Origin of the sequence: Pseudomonas duriflava, assembly GCF_007830155.1 — a bacterium.
In the GTDB taxonomy this organism is placed as follows: Bacteria; Pseudomonadota; Gammaproteobacteria; order Pseudomonadales; family Pseudomonadaceae; genus Chryseomonas; species Chryseomonas duriflava.
In genome coordinates this window covers 151,567-166,507 of the sequence record NZ_VLKY01000008.1, presented here as the reverse complement: position 1 = coordinate 166,507, position 14,941 = coordinate 151,567, and the positions used below count along the sequence as shown (strand labels likewise).

The following is a 14,941-nucleotide window of genomic DNA, read 5'->3' as shown; positions in this document are numbered from 1 at the left end:
CTCAGACACCCCAGAGAATCTGTACGCCCCAGACAAACAAGGCGAACATAATGACGCCGCATACAGCCTGGAACAGGAAACGTACAACAGTGGCTCCCTTGCCTAGTGCCATGGGAGTCAGATAATCGGTAGAAATGGTCCACATACCTACCCAGGCATGAACGCCCACCGAAACCAGTGCCAGAAGACTGAAGATACGCATCCAGCCATTACTGAAAAGCGCATGCCACTGTTCAAAAGACATATTGGGGTGCAGCACGACATATCCAAGCAAGAACAGCGTATAAATCGCCAGAATTACTGCAGAAACGCGCTGTGCCATCCAGTCATAAAGACCTGAACGCGAAAAGTTAGTGACGCTAGTTACCATATCCAGACCCCCACCAAAACAATCAGCACCGCCGATATGATCAATACGATCTGAGAGCCCAACTTACCGCCTCGAAGCGTCTCACCCACCCCCATATCCATCATCAGATGACGCACGCCAGCGACAAGGTGATACAGCAGAGCGGACAGTACAGCCCAGATCACAAGCTTGACCAACGGATACGCCAGGAATGCTTTCACCTGACCAAACCCTTCCTCCGAAGCTAGCGATAGGTCGAGCCCATATAGCAGCGCAGCCAGGCCGACAAAGAGAATAACGCCAGAAATACGGTGAAGGATCGAGGTGTAAGCTGTGATAGGGAGTTTTATGGTCCTGAGGTCTAGATTTACAGGTCGTTTACTATTCACGGCTTCTTTCACACTGAGAGCCCAAAGTTGCCGGGCTAGTTATTGGGAGTTGCTTAAATAGACATCCATTACTGGATTGACAACCGCATTTGAAGAGGCGCATTGCCTGTAGCGGTCGGCCACGAAGTATAGACAGTTAGGCCCCTCATGACAACGTAAAGCCCCTTACGAATAGACTTATGTCGCCGCCAAAAATGTGGCTCAATAGTGTAAGTTATCGGCACGTTTGAAACCGAAACATTGAATGGCAATATATTTTCGTAAATTGACTTTCAAATGATTGCCTCTATAGTGGCCTTGGCCCTGCGTGGGGGTTGTATTAATGATTTCAAGCATAAATAAGGAGGCCTTTGATGGCTGACAAGAAAGCGCAGCTAATCATTGAGGGCGCAGACCCAGTACAGCTGCCCGTGATGTCTGGAACTCTAGGTCCCGATGTTGTGGATGTTCGTAATCTTACGAACTCGGGCGTTTTCACCTTTGATCCAGGCTTTATGTCAACTGCCTCCTGCGAATCGAAGATTACCTTTATTGACGGAGATCAAGGCGTTCTCCTTCACAGGGGTTATCCCATTGAGCAACTGGCAGAGAAGTCCGACTATCTAGAAACTTGTTACCTTTTACTCAAAGGTGAATTGCCAAACGAAGAACAAAAGCAGCTCTTCGTAAGCACAATCAAGAACCACACGATGGTTCACGAACAACTCAAGACATTCTTTAACGGTTTCCGTCGTGACGCACACCCAATGGCCATCATGTGCGGTGTTGTAGGCGCACTTTCTGCCTTTTATCACGATTCACTTGATATTCAGGACCCTCATCACCGCGAAATCTCGGCCATGCGTCTTATCGCCAAAATGCCGACCCTAGCAGCCATGGTATATAAATACTCCATGGGCCAACCCATGATGTACCCTGATAATCGCTTGGGCTATGCAGAAAACTTTTTGCATATGATGTTCAATACGCCCTGCGAGATAAAACCCGTAAACCCGGTTCTTGCCAAAGCCATGGACCGCATTTTTATTCTGCATGCAGATCATGAGCAAAACGCTTCCACCTCAACCGTACGCCTGGCTGGATCTTCTGGAGCCAACCCCTTCGCCTGCATCGCGGCAGGTATCGCTGCACTTTGGGGCCCTGCACATGGCGGCGCGAACGAAGCTGTATTACGCATGCTTGATGAAATCGGTGACGTTAGCAATATTGATAAGTTCGTTGCCAAAGCTAAAGACAAGAATGACCCATTTAAATTAATGGGATTCGGCCATCGGGTCTATAAGAACTTTGATCCTCGCGCCAAAGTCATGAAACAAACGTGCGATGAAGTTCTTGCTGAACTAGGCATTAATGATCCGCAACTTGAGTTAGCTATGCGACTAGAAGAACTTGCCCGCCAAGATCCATACTTCATAGAGCGCAACCTGTATCCTAACGTAGACTTCTACTCAGGCATTATTCTTAAAGCCATTGGAATACCGACCAGTATGTTTACTGTTATCTTTGCCATGGCACGGACAGTAGGCTGGATATCACACTGGCAAGAGATGCTTTCAGGTCCATATAAAATTGGCCGCCCGCGTCAACTTTATACAGGACCAACACAACGGAACATCAATTCTATACAAGAGCGTTAATTAGGCAGAGTAATAAAAAGCCCCTAGTGGGGCTTTTTATTATTTAACCTTTTAAATATGACATAAAAAAACCGCATCAATTGATGCGGTTTTTTTGTAATTGGCGACTTTAATCAGCCAGATTACTTAGCCTGAGCTTCTACTTCAGCCTCAACGCGACGGTTAACGGCACGACCAGCTTCAGTGGAGTTGTCAGCAACAGGACGGGATTCACCGTACCCGACAGCATTTACACGACCACCGGAAACGCCGTACTGATTAACCAGAACATCACGAACGGCATTCGCACGACGCTCGGAGAGACGCTGGTTATAGGCATCAGTACCAACGGAGTCAGTGTGACCTTCAACAGTAGTACTGGTCTGCGGATACTGCTGCATAAAGTCAGCTAGGTTCTTGATATCACCATAGCTTTCAGACCTGACGGTAGCCTTGTCAAAATCGAACTTGACGTCCAACTCAACACGAACAACCTCAGCCACTGCTGGGCAACCATTAGCGTCTACAGTTACATTAGCAGGCGTACTCGGGCACTGGTCCACATTGTCACAAACGCCGTCATTGTCAGCATCGGAACATACTTCGGCAACTGGCTCAGGCGCAGCAGCAACTTCCTGCTGGCGAGAAGAACCACCAAAGTTAACACCCACGCCCACACCGGCCATCCACTCGCTATCGCCCTGATCGATATTGTACATACCGTCAACGCCAGCACGAGCAAACAGATTCTCAGTGAAATAGTACTTCAGACCTGCGCCCACATTTGCAAAGGTGCTGTGGTTACGGCCGCTACGATCAGCCTGACCGATACTCTGATGTGCAAAACCACCAGAGACATAAGGACGCAGACCTACACCCGGCTCACCAAAGTGATAGATAGCATCAAGAGAAGCCAAGCTGCCTTTGATATTCTTATGACCGCCATCAGGCTCAACGCGATCATTAGAGTTCATGTCATGGTACTCACCATACGACAATGCCAGGGAAACATCGTCAGTCAGGTAGTAACCAATGGATGCGCCGTACAAATTACCATCTTCGGTATCACGCTGGCTGTCTGTAAAGTAGCGCTTGGCAAATGCCTCCGCCTCAACTGCACCTTGACCTTGCGCGAATGCGCTCAGAGAAGAAGCTGCGACCAGGGAGCCTATAACGACGCCTAAGGTGCTCTTCAATTTCATCCTTTGTATCCCCATCTTAGTGGTATTCATATCCGGCAATCTCCGGAAGCTTAGACAACAAGTTATTAGGAAGTTCATATAAAACAACGAGCCATAACAATAGTCAGCTTTCAACTTCCCCTGCGAACTTGTCACGCAGCTTATCCAGCGCGCGCTTATAACGCATTTTTGTAGCGCTCAGTCCCATATGCATGATGTCAGCAATTTCTTGGAACTCTAGCTCCGCCACGAAGCGCAACACCAGAATCTCGCGATCAATCTGATTCACATGTGACAACCAGCGATCCAACCCCCCGCGCTCATCTACTCTCGGCGCCTTTTCATCCGAAGCCTCTTCCACAGGCTCCAAACTTAAAGCATCTACAAGACGCCGCTTACGGCGCTCTTTGCGATACTGTGTGATGCACTCATTATATGTAATGCTATATAGCCAAGTTTTGAATTTGGATTTTCCTTCAAAATTCTTTAACCCGTATAGCACCTTCAACATCACTTCTTGGCAGACATCATCTGCATCGCGGTCGTTCCCCAAATACCGTGCGCATACATTAAAGAGCGTGCGCTGATAACGACGCATGAGCTCTTCATAAGCTCGCGTAACATGAAAAAGCTCTGTATGAGCACGCAGCACCAGCTCCTCATCCGTGAGCTGGCGTGGGTCATAAGCGGTAGATAAGGATTCGTTCAAGACGAGCGATGCCGGACTGCCATTTCGAGCCGGGCATGATATCTGTCTCTCGATGCAATGTCGGCAAGTTTTTCATAGGTTAACGGGTCTTTACACGGTGATCGAGCAGGCGCTTATTTGGAATAGAAACCAACTCATCAGCCGAAGTAAGCAGCCAGGTCTTAACTGTGCCGATCTCCTCAATCACACCCTCGATTTCGTCGAATTGAATGGATTGCCCTACCTCGAAGATTTCGCGCACATAGATACCAGCAAGGATTTGACTAGCTAAATCTCGACTACCCAGCCCTAACGCCAATGCAACCGCAAGCCCTAACGAGGCCAAAACGATTCCAATAACCGTATTAAGCAGCTCGGTCTTAATTTCCAGCTGACCAATAGCAACGGATATGCTGATTACAATAACAAGCGCCTGCGCTACACGCCCAAGCCCAGCAGAGTAATCCAGGCCAACACTTTCTGCCGCCCCATGAACGACTCCATTAACTAATTGAGCTAGCAATACGCCTACCACTAGCACCAAGGCAGCGCCAAAAACCTTTGGCAGGTACAAAGCAAGAACATCAAGCGCCGACGAGACCCGTTGCAATCCCAAAGATTCTGCCGCCGAGACAAGAAAGACAAGCAGAACAAACCAATAGACAATGCGCCCGATCAGAGTACTGACCGGAACCTTAACCCCGACACGGGTCAACATTTTGGTCAGACCTGTTCCCGTCATCAAACGGTCCAAGCCAAACCTTGCCAATATTTTAGAAAGAAGCGTGTCTAGCAGCTTGGCAATAAAAAAACCGAGCAATACGACCAACAATGCCCCAAATAAATTGGGAATAAAACCTGCCACCTTGCTCCACAAGGTTGTCATGGCGGATAACAGGCTTTGGGTCCAGATATCGAATTCCATAATTACTCGACTTTTTTAGCTGAACATTGCGAGACACCGGAACCACGACGAGACACCGGACTTACATGACCAGCTCCACTATTGATAGCGATCAAACAGCCCGTAGCCCAGCGGCCTATCAGACTGAATAAGTCGCCCGCCCCAATCTGACGATTCGCCGTTTTCAGAACACGATCCAGACGCACCTTGTCATCGGGCATATCTGATGTATCGCTCAGCATATCTTTCAACGACTTTTCGAAGGGATCGTGCATAGCGCACCTCTCGCCATTATCCAACCTAGACGGCGATCACAATAGTTGAGTCACACTTACAACCATCGTAAACGCCGAAACAGCCACCACTGAAACAGTGCGATAAACAGAATTGCCCCACAGGCGATCAAAAAGCCATGAGAAAAATCTGAACCAGGAATACCTCCCACATTCATACCCAGTAAACCGGTTACAAAGCTCATGGGTAGAAAGAAACCTGTAATGATGGCCAACAAATACATGGTGCGCCCCATGCGCTCGGAGGCGCTGCGCTGCTCGACTTCTTGAATAAAGCCGATGCGCTCGCGCATAAGATCAAGTTCTTCTAAGTTGCGGGTAAGACTGTTATGGAGTTCACTCCAGTACTCTGCATCACCATTACTCACGAACCAGACAGGCTTTTGCCGGGCCAAGTCGTAATAAATGTCACGCTGAGGTGATAGATAGCGCTTGAGGCCAGCCACCCGACGTCTAGTACTCAATACATCATGATGCTCAGGCAGGTTGCGCTCGTCCAACTCGATGCGCTCCTCCATGTTATCTAATTGCTCAGCTAGTTCAGCTATTAATGTATCGACCCGACTGGTCATGTAGCCTGCCAGTTGAAGCACAAGCTCCTGGGCATTTTCTGGACCAACACCCGCTTCGAGATCCTCTTGAACTTCAGCGGCCGCCTTTAACGGCCGAAGGCGTAATGAGAAAACACGCTGTCTATCCGCAAAAATACGTAGAGACACCATATCTTCAGGCACAGCGCCTGGATTGAGATTTACGCCTCGTAGAAACAGCAACAAGTTTTCAGCAGGTAGCGGAACCAAGCGAGGCCGGGTAGCTTCCTCGAGAAGCAGATTACAAGCAAATTCCGTGAGGCCACTATTATGACGAAGCCAGGACTGCGCCTCAGGAACACTTCTATCCCAGTGCAGCCATAAAGTTTCTTCTGGCTGAAGATCGACTATATCAAGAGCGTTACGCTGAATGCGGCGAGCCCCTCCTCGACCATTCAACACATAGCCATATACCAGCCCGCGCTCGTTATCACTTTCATACTGCTGCATTGCAAAAATATCCGCCTTAAGAGCCAGGCATATGTAGCGCCTCGGAAGACACTAGAAGACCGTTATTGTCGGCATAAAGATAATGTCCTACATGAAAGGTAATACCTGCGAAGGTTACCGGCACATCCCTAAGTCCTACGCCACGCTTCTCAGATCTCATAGGGCGGGAAGCCAAAGCCTGAATGCCTAGATCGGTTTCGGCCAATACATCTACATCCCGAACACACCCATAGATAACCAAGCCGGCCCAACCGTTTCGGGTAGCTTTTTCAGCAAGCATGTCCCCTAACAGAGCACAACGTCGAGAGCCTCCGCCATCAACAACCATGACGTTACCCATGCCATTTTCCTCGACCCGCTCCTTGACAAGAGAATTGTCTTCGAAACATTTGACAGTGACTATTTGGCCACCAAATGAGTCGCGACCACCAAAATTGGTGAATAGAGGCTCGGCAACTCTAACGAGGTCAGAATAAGCATCACACAGGTCTGGCGTTATATAGCGCATGCTATTTCCTCAAGGGAATTAAACGTCTATACCAATAAGGTCCTGATCATAGGCGATATCCAGCACCCTAAGACTGGGACAGTGGGCATTGAGTGCTTTCCCGGAATCCAAGCTGAATAAAATTCCATGCTGCGGACAGCGAATCGCACGCTCGGCCAGTGTTCCTTTTTCCAAGGAAGCGCCTTGATGAGGACATTGAGCCTCAATCAGCACAGGTCGCCCATCCACGACAAGCAAAACGACAGGCAATCCGTTTACGACGAAGCGTCGACGGTAACCTTCTTCTAGGTTGATCAGACGCTCCAGAGGAATAAACATGACTTCTCTCCACACATTCTGTGTTGTGACCGATCAAGCCTTGGCCTCCCTCTAACCAGACGCGACTAAAGCACCATAACTATGTAATGAAGTGGAGCCGACCGGGGTTGCGAATGAGTTCAACCAGTCAAGCACGAGGTGCGACAAGTGCGTATGTGCTTCCCTCTGAGACAGTAACGGTACGGTTGGCGCCAACTTTGCAGAGGAAACGTCAACGGTTTGAAATATCTTTCGCGGAGCCCCACAGGCATCAAAAAGCGCTTGGCATTGTTCAACCGGCACTAAAGGATCATGGTGGGCAGCCATAGACAACAGTGGAACCGTGATCCGCTCTAGTCCAGGCATGATAGAAATCGTTTCTTTACGCAGCCGTAATGCCCTGGAACCTCGCTCGACATCCACAAGCAAACCAACAGGTTCATCCTCAGCCCCCCTCTGCGTACGATGCCCAGAAAGAATGGAACGGCGACGTTCGATCCAGGATAACGGCCTCCATTGGCGCTCAAGGGTCGTTCCCCACATGACGAGCGAGGCCACTGATGTATGCTGCTTAAGATGTCCATCTACCATACCGTGCAGCACAGACAGCCCTCCCATAGCCTGGCCAATCCAGTGGCTTGGCCAACCTGTTTGCTCTTCAACAAAAGCAGCAATAGCTGGCAAATCGTATCGAGCATAATCCGCTAGGCGATTATGGACATAGTCGAGATTGCGCGGAGAAAGGCCATGCCCTCGCATCTCGGCAATCCATACATCAAAGCCTGCCTCGACCAACGTCAAGGCCAAGCCCTCTCCCCGAGGGGTATACCAAGCGTAGCGATTGTCAAAAGCCCCATGAAGCAAAACGACAGATTGCCCAAACGAACTTGGCGCGTTCAGACGGCCCAGTCTTGTCAACGCCAGCTCGACACTTGGGTCAGGGCTATTGTTGGGCTTCAATAAATAAACATCTTCGGTGAGATTTCCGTATAACTCGGCGCGAATCAGACCGACAGGAAAAAGCTGGCTACTGCTTTGCATGAGGTCCATACATGAAAAAGGCGGGGTGTCCCCCGCCTGTTGAACAAAGCGCTATTTTAAGCCTGTCCTTCCGCCAGGAAAAACCATGTATCGAGAACAGAGTCAGGATTGAGAGATACGCTTTCGATACCCTGCTCCATCAACCAGCGGGCCAGATCCGGGTGGTCGGAAGGCCCCTGACCACAAATTCCAACGTATTTACCCGCCTTGTTACACGCGGTTATGGCATTGCCTAGTAATTTCTTCACAGCCGGATTCCGCTCATCAAACAGGTGAGCAATGATTCCCGAGTCGCGGTCAAGCCCCAGTGTTAACTGAGTCATATCATTAGAGCCAATAGAGAAGCCATCGAAGTACTCAAGGAACTCGTCAGCCAGGATGGCATTGGAAGGCAGCTCACACATCATGATGACACGCAGGCCATTCTCGCCGCGCTTGAGCCCATAATGGGCCAACAGATCGACAACGGCAGAAGCCTCCTCCAAGGTACGAACGAAAGGCACCATCAGCTCGACATTGGTCAGCCCCATAACATCGCGCACTTTGCGCATCGCTCGGCACTCAAGTTCGAAACAGTCGCGGAAATCTTCACTGATATAGCGTGACGCACCCCGGAACCCTAGCATGGGGTTCTCTTCTTCCGGCTCATAGAGCTTGCCGCCTATAAGGTTGGCATACTCATTGGATTTGAAATCTGACAAGCGTACGATGACTTTTTTCGGCCAGAACGCCGCAGCCAGGGTACTTACTCCCTCAACCAATTTTTCGACATAGAAATCCACGGGGTCGCCATATCCTGCGATACGCTTGTCCACGTTTTCTTTCACATCGAAGGGTAATTTGCTGTAGTTCAGCAGTGCCTTCGGGTGAACACCTATCATCCGGTTAATGATGAACTCTAAACGTGCAAGCCCAACACCCGCATTAGGCAACTGGGCAAAATCGAAAGCACGGTCGGGGTTACCTACGTTCATCATGATCTTAAACGGAAGCTCCGGCATTGCATCAACCGAACTCTTGCGCACATCAAAGCTCAGCTCACCTTCATAGATGACGCCGGTATCGCCCTCAGCGCAGGAAACCGTGACAGTCTGGCCATCCATTAACAGCTCTGTGGCATGCCCGCATCCGACAACGGCTGGAATACCCAACTCACGCGCAATAATAGCTGCGTGGCAGGTACGCCCGCCGCGATTGGTCACAATGGCGCTGGCGCGCTTCATGACCGGCTCCCAGTCTGGGTCGGTCATATCTGATACCAACACATCGCCTGGCATAACCCGGTCCATTTCGGATACATCCCGGATAATCTTGACGGGACCTGCGCCTATACGCTGGCCAATAGCGCGTCCCTCAATGATGGCCTGACCTTTTTCCTTAAGTAGATAACGCTCCATAACCGTAGCACTGGCACGGCTTTTCACAGTTTCTGGGCGAGCCTGAACGATGTAGAGCTTGCCATCATCTCCATCTTTAGCCCACTCGATGTCCATCGGCCGATCGTAGTGTCGCTCGATGATTAATGCCTGCCTGGCCAACTCGGCCACTTCGTCATCAGTAATACTAAAACGCGCCCGATCAGCCGCCGCTACATCAACTGTCTTGACTGAGCGTCCCGCCTTAGCCTCATCGCCATAAATCATTTTGATAGCTTTACTGCCTAGATTTCGGCGCAAGATAGCAGGCCTTCCGGCAGCCAACGTAGGCTTGTGCACATAGAACTCGTCTGGGTTGACAGCACCCTGAACAACTGTCTCACCCAGACCATAAGCTCCAGTGATGAATACAACATCCCGGAAGCCCGACTCGGTATCGATGGTAAACATCACTCCCGCCGCTCCGGTCTCGGAGCGCACCATACGCTGGACCCCAGCGGAAAGCGCAACGAGTTTATGATCGAAACCTTGATGCACGCGATAAGCGATAGCACGATCATTGAACAGCGAGGCAAAGACTTCTTTGGCAGCACGAATGACATTATCCACGCCGCGGATATTCAGAAATGTTTCCTGCTGTCCTGCAAAAGATGCATCAGGCAGGTCTTCAGCAGTAGCCGAAGAACGGACTGCGACAGCCAGGTTGGGATTGCCAGCAGATAGCTCGGCGAAAGCGGTACGGATATCGGCATCAAGCTGGGCCGGAAACTCGGCATCCATGATCCACTGCCGAATTTGAGCGCCAGTCTTAGCCAGAGCAGTGACATCATCTACATCCAAAGCATCGAGCGCTGCATGGATGCGCTCATTCAAACCGCTCTGATCAAGAAAATCCCGGTAGGCTTGGGCCGTAGTGGCAAAGCCGCCAGGTACTGAAACTCCGGCACCCGCGAGGTTGCTGATCATCTCGCCTAGGGATGCGTTCTTGCCGCCCACGCGCTCAACATCATGCACCCCGAGTTTGTCTAGGGAAACTACGTACTCGTTCAAGGTGTTCTCTCCATATTTATAGTTGTGGGAAAGCTTGTACGCATTTGGCACGTTCATCAGACGAAGCGCCTTATATCAACGGAGCTATCATGCAATCCATTGTCGTCCCCGACATAATGTCCAAGAACCGACTGACTTGGAGTTTCGCCAGATGAAACGAACCGCCTTCTTCATATCCGACGGCACCGGCATTACGGCCGAAACCCTCGGTCAGAGCCTGCTCGCACAGTTCGAAAACATCAGTTTCACAAAACTGACTCGGCCTTATATCGACACCGTTGAAAAAGCCCGAGCCATGGTGCAACAAATTAATTATGCCGCCATTTCGGACGGCGCTCGCCCCATCATTTTCGACACTATCGTTAATCGGGAAATACGCGCGACTCTCGACCAGTCAAATGGGTTCATGATTGACATCTTTTCTACATTTTTATCCCCACTGGAACAGGAACTTTCTGCGGAGTCGTCTTATTCGGTAGGTAAGTCACACTCCATCATGCACAATTCTCGTTACATGGAGCGCATTGAGGCCGTCAATTTTGCGTTGGAAAACGACGATGGTGCTCGTACTCATCACTATAATGAGGCAGACCTTATCCTTGTAGGCGTATCCCGCTGCGGCAAAACGCCTACCTGTCTGTACATGGCCTTACAATTCGGAATCCGCGCTGCAAATTACCCCTTAACCGAAGAGGATATGGAAAGGCTGCAATTGCCTCACTCGCTAAGACGGCATAAGCAGAAATTGTTTGGCCTGACTATAGATCCGGACCGGCTTTCCGCTATTCGACACGAGCGCCGCCCTAACAGCCGCTATGCCAGCTTTGCTCAATGCGAATTTGAAGTAAGAGAAGTCGAGACGCTATTCCGGCGCGAAAATATCCCCTCGATCAATTCGACGCATTTTTCGGTAGAAGAAATATCAGCCAAGATTCTGGTTGAGAAAGGCGTAGAGAGGCGATTGAAGTAAGAATACTAGTAGCGAACAACAGGTGCTCGGCAGTCTTATTAGCTTGAGCACACTGGCCTGAAAAAGTCCCCGTGCTAGAATGCGGCGCCCTTATCTTGGCATGCCCTTGGACAAAGGGGCTGTTAAAGCCAGACAGTTACGCTAAGAAGTTGATGAAATTTATACCCTACCTTGTATCCAGCCTATTACTGCCATGGCCCTCTTTATCAGTTTCAGCCGAAAAATCCGTTTATGGATTGCATGAATACGTGCAATTACCAGAGCTGAATATAAGGGTGAAGGCCAAACTGGATACCGGCGCCGAGACTGCATCCCTGAGCGCTCATCATATAGAGCCGTTCACGCGAGATGGCGAACCGTGGGTTCGCTTTACCATGGCGCATGACACTATTCATGCGCCATCTATCGAGCGGCCCTTGGTAAGAATGAGCTATATCAAGCGACGCCAAGGCGATCACATGTCCGGCGTCGAGCTACGACACACCCCGCGTCCTGTCGTAACCTTGGTCGCCTGCTTAGGTAGCCAGCTACGCACCATCGAGGTAAACCTGACCGACCGGAGTCATTTCGATTATCCCCTGCTGATCGGTAGCAAGGCTCTAAAACATTATGGTGCGCTGGTGGATGTCTCCCGTGCCTATTCAGCCGGCACGCCGGCTTGTCCTACTTGAATCGAGTAAGTCCGCATGCGCTCCATTAATCTGCACTTAAAAGTCCTTATCATCATGCTGCTTCTGCTTGGGGTATCGATTACGGCCTATCAGATTCTCGGCTTGGGCATTCCTGTCACTCAGGATGAAACCGATGATCTATGGAGTATCGACACCAAGGTGACCTTTACGGCCATTCCCCATACGCCAGTCAAAGTGCAGATGTTCGTCCCGCCGCTGACGCAGGGGTATGTCAGCCTGAACGAAAGCTTTGTTTCTAACAATTATGGCGTGAGCGTGAATCGGGTAGATGGCAACCGTCAGTTGACTTGGTCGGCCCGCCGCGCAAAGGGTGAACAGACTCTTTATTACCGCCTAGTCATGACCAAGCGCTTTAGTAATGAGAAGCCGAGTGACGAAAAGGGCCCGGTTACACGAGATCCCATTCAATTACCTGACGGCCCAGAGCGCCTGGCCGCCGAATCTCTGATTGCTCCAATCCGACAGCATTCAGCGGACATCGAGACCTTCATCAGCGAAACCATCCGGCGCGTCAACAATACAAATGACGATAACGTCAAACTTCTGCTAGGTAATGACAGCAGCATTGGTAAGAAAGCCCAGATTGTCGATCTTCTAGTATCTATGGCGCGAGTTCCGTTGGAAAAGGTCCATACCTTACGCCTGGCGGCCAACCTCCAGCAAAACCCGGAGCTGTGGCTACGTAGCTATAACGGCAAAGAATGGCTGTATTTCAACCCTGAAACAGGCGAGCGTGGATTACCTAACGATCGGCTGATCTGGTGGAGCGGTGATACCCCTCTGATTACCGTGGACGGCGGACGCAAGCCTGATGTGACTTTTACATTTGACAGCAGTCAGCTCAACGCGATTCGCCTGGCACAGCTGACCAACTCCAGTATTGAAGCCGCATTCATGGACTTCTCGCTGTATGGCTTGCCGTTGCAAACACAGCAAACCTATCAGACTATGATCATGATCCCTATTGGTGTGTTAGTGATCCTGATCCTACGCAACCTGATTGGTTTGCAGACCCTAGGTACATTCACACCTGTCTTGATTGCGTTGGCCTTCCGTGAAACCGGATTACAATGGGGAATCGGCCTGTTCACTATCATCACGGCCCTGGGCTTGTCGCTGCGCTCCTATTTGGAGCACCTTCGCCTACAGATGTTGCCCCGATTATCAGTCGTTTTGACTTTTGTAGTTGTGATGATTGCTGCCATTAGCCTGCTCAGTCATCGCCTAGGCTTTGAAAGTGGCCTTTCGGTTGCCCTTTTCCCAATGGTCATTCTGACAATGACTATTGAGCGTTTATCGATTACATGGGAAGAGCGTGGGGCCAATCATGCGCTCAAGGTAGCCATCGGCACCCTGTTTGCAGGCTCGCTGGCTTATTTACTGATGAAAATTCCCGCCCTGGTGTATTTCATCTTCACGTTCCCGGCGACCCTGTTGATTCTTGTAGCGTTCATGCTGGCTATGGGACGTTACCGGGGTTATCGCCTGACCGAACTGGTGCGCTTCAAGGCGCTGCTCAAGGACAATTGATATGTTCGGTCTAATCAAGACGTGGAAAGCCTTATCTGCCATGGGCATCATGGGCATCAATCGGCGAAATGCCGATTATGTGCTCAAGTACAACAAGCGCAGCCTCTACCCTGTCGTAGACGACAAAATTTTGACCAAACAGCGGGCAATTGAAGCTGGTATCAATGTGCCCGAGCTGTACGGCATTATTTCGACCGAGCACGATATCAAGCTGATCGATACAATAATCGACACTCACCGGGATTTTGTTATCAAACCTGCCCAGGGCGCAGGGGGCGACGGTATCCTGGTTATTGCCGATCGTTTCGAAGGTCGCCTGAAAACAGTATCCGGCAAGATCGTGGCGCGATCGGACCTGGACTACCATATCTCCAGTATCCTCTCTGGCCTTTACTCCTTGGGCGGACATCGAGATCGGGTACTGATCGAGTACCGCGTTATTCCCGACGAGTTATTCAATAACATCAGTTATGAAGGCGTACCGGATATTCGTATCATCGTACTGATGGGATATCCCGTCATGGCAATGCTTCGTCTGCCAACCCGGCAATCCGGCGGCAAGGCCAACCTCCATCAGGGTGCTATCGGCGTAGGCGTTGATCTGGCTACTGGGTTGACGCTACGCGGCACATGGCTGAATGCCAAGATAGAAAAGCATCCAGATACCGCTCACCCGGTAGATGGCGTGCAACTACCGGACTGGGATGGCTTCATGCGCCTGGCTGCATCCTGTTATGAGCTGTCTGGCCTAGGCTATATCGGGGTCGATATGGTTCTGGACAAAGACAAGGGGCCGCTCATTCTGGAGCTTAATGCCCGGCCAGGCCTGAACATCCAGATTGCCAACGATAGCGGCCTAACGCAGAGGACCCAGGCCATCGAAGGCCGCATGGCCGAATGCCTAGCCGAAAATCGAGCAGACTCCGTAGAGGAACGTGTGGCCTTTGCACAACGCCTGTTCGGTCATCAGACGCCAGTGCAGCCTCTGTAGTTTTCACGGTATAACGCGTTATTGAG

The 14,941-nt window shown here is 50.5% G+C and carries 16 protein-coding genes; 5 read left to right on the top strand and 11 right to left on the bottom strand.

Annotated features, from left to right (window positions below):
• Position 1: 1 nt before the first annotated feature.
• Both sdhD and sdhC read right to left on the bottom strand, forming a co-directional pair.
• On the bottom strand, positions 2-370 hold the full coding sequence (sdhD, locus tag IQ22_RS13230; protein ID WP_145142601.1) for a succinate dehydrogenase, hydrophobic membrane anchor protein: 369 nt from the start codon (positions 368-370) through the stop codon (positions 2-4).
• On the bottom strand, positions 364-750 hold the full coding sequence (sdhC, locus tag IQ22_RS13225; protein ID WP_208733639.1) for a succinate dehydrogenase, cytochrome b556 subunit: 387 nt from the start codon (positions 748-750) through the stop codon (positions 364-366). Before sdhC ends, sdhD begins: the two co-directional genes overlap by 7 nt.
• 341 nt (positions 751-1,091) lie before the next feature.
• On the opposite strand from sdhC, the gene gltA reads away from it, so the two are divergent.
• Complete coding sequence (gene gltA, locus IQ22_RS13220; RefSeq protein WP_145142594.1) at positions 1,092-2,375, top strand: citrate synthase; 1,284 nt, start codon at positions 1,092-1,094, stop codon at positions 2,373-2,375.
• A gap of 122 nt (positions 2,376-2,497) precedes the next feature.
• Here gltA and IQ22_RS13215 read toward each other — a convergent pair whose 3' ends face one another.
• The 9 genes from IQ22_RS13215 to ppsA form a co-directional block, all read right to left on the bottom strand.
• A complete protein-coding gene (locus IQ22_RS13215; protein WP_145142590.1) occupies positions 2,498-3,556 on the bottom strand; it encodes an OmpA family protein in 1,059 nt (352 codons plus the stop codon).
• 103 nt (positions 3,557-3,659) lie between these two features.
• Entirely contained in the window at positions 3,660-4,244 is a 585-nt protein-coding gene (gene sigX / locus IQ22_RS13210) for an RNA polymerase sigma factor SigX (RefSeq protein WP_145142587.1), read from the bottom strand.
• A gap of 79 nt (positions 4,245-4,323) precedes the next feature.
• Entirely contained in the window at positions 4,324-5,148 is an 825-nt protein-coding gene (locus tag IQ22_RS13205; RefSeq protein WP_145142584.1) for a mechanosensitive ion channel family protein, read from the bottom strand.
• A gap of 2 nt (positions 5,149-5,150) precedes the next feature.
• Positions 5,151-5,402 (bottom strand): CrfX protein, encoded by a 252-nt coding sequence (locus tag IQ22_RS13200; RefSeq protein WP_145142582.1) that lies wholly within the window; start codon positions 5,400-5,402, stop codon positions 5,151-5,153.
• A 56-nt stretch (positions 5,403-5,458) separates the two neighbouring features.
• Positions 5,459-6,460: a zinc transporter ZntB gene (locus tag IQ22_RS13195; RefSeq protein WP_145142579.1), complete on the bottom strand. Its 1,002-nt coding sequence runs from the start codon at positions 6,458-6,460 to the stop codon at positions 5,459-5,461.
• Between the two features lie 16 nt (positions 6,461-6,476).
• Positions 6,477-6,968, bottom strand: coding sequence for a ribonuclease E activity regulator RraA (rraA, locus tag IQ22_RS13190; RefSeq protein ID WP_145142576.1), 492 nt, complete (start codon positions 6,966-6,968; stop codon positions 6,477-6,479).
• Positions 6,969-6,986: 18 nt separating this feature from the next.
• Positions 6,987-7,286 carry a Rieske (2Fe-2S) protein gene (locus tag IQ22_RS13185; RefSeq protein WP_145142573.1) on the bottom strand — a complete coding sequence of 100 codons (300 nt, stop codon included), beginning with the start codon at positions 7,284-7,286 and terminating at the stop codon, positions 6,987-6,989.
• A gap of 51 nt (positions 7,287-7,337) precedes the next feature.
• A complete protein-coding gene (locus IQ22_RS13180; RefSeq protein WP_158635433.1) occupies positions 7,338-8,306 on the bottom strand; it encodes an alpha/beta hydrolase in 969 nt (322 codons plus the stop codon).
• Positions 8,307-8,362: 56 nt separating this feature from the next.
• Complete coding sequence (gene ppsA / locus IQ22_RS13175; RefSeq protein WP_145142567.1) at positions 8,363-10,732, bottom strand: phosphoenolpyruvate synthase; 2,370 nt, start codon at positions 10,730-10,732, stop codon at positions 8,363-8,365.
• A 151-nt stretch (positions 10,733-10,883) separates the two neighbouring features.
• On the opposite strand from ppsA, the gene ppsR reads away from it, so the two are divergent.
• From ppsR to IQ22_RS13155, 4 genes are all read left to right on the top strand, one after another.
• The gene (gene ppsR, locus IQ22_RS13170; protein WP_145142565.1) at positions 10,884-11,702 is read left to right on the top strand and encodes a posphoenolpyruvate synthetase regulatory kinase/phosphorylase PpsR; all 819 of its coding nucleotides are present in this window, start codon (positions 10,884-10,886) and stop codon (positions 11,700-11,702) included.
• Between the two features lie 152 nt (positions 11,703-11,854).
• The gene (locus IQ22_RS13165; RefSeq protein ID WP_145142562.1) at positions 11,855-12,373 is read left to right on the top strand and encodes an ATP-dependent zinc protease family protein; all 519 of its coding nucleotides are present in this window, start codon (positions 11,855-11,857) and stop codon (positions 12,371-12,373) included.
• Positions 12,374-12,388: 15 nt separating this feature from the next.
• Entirely contained in the window at positions 12,389-13,924 is a 1,536-nt protein-coding gene (gene rloB / locus IQ22_RS13160) for an osmotic stress tolerance membrane protein RloB (protein WP_145142559.1), read from the top strand.
• 1 nt (position 13,925) lies between these two features.
• Entirely contained in the window at positions 13,926-14,915 is a 990-nt protein-coding gene (locus IQ22_RS13155; protein ID WP_145142557.1) for an alpha-L-glutamate ligase-like protein, read from the top strand.
• The last annotated feature ends 26 nt before the right edge of the window (positions 14,916-14,941 follow it).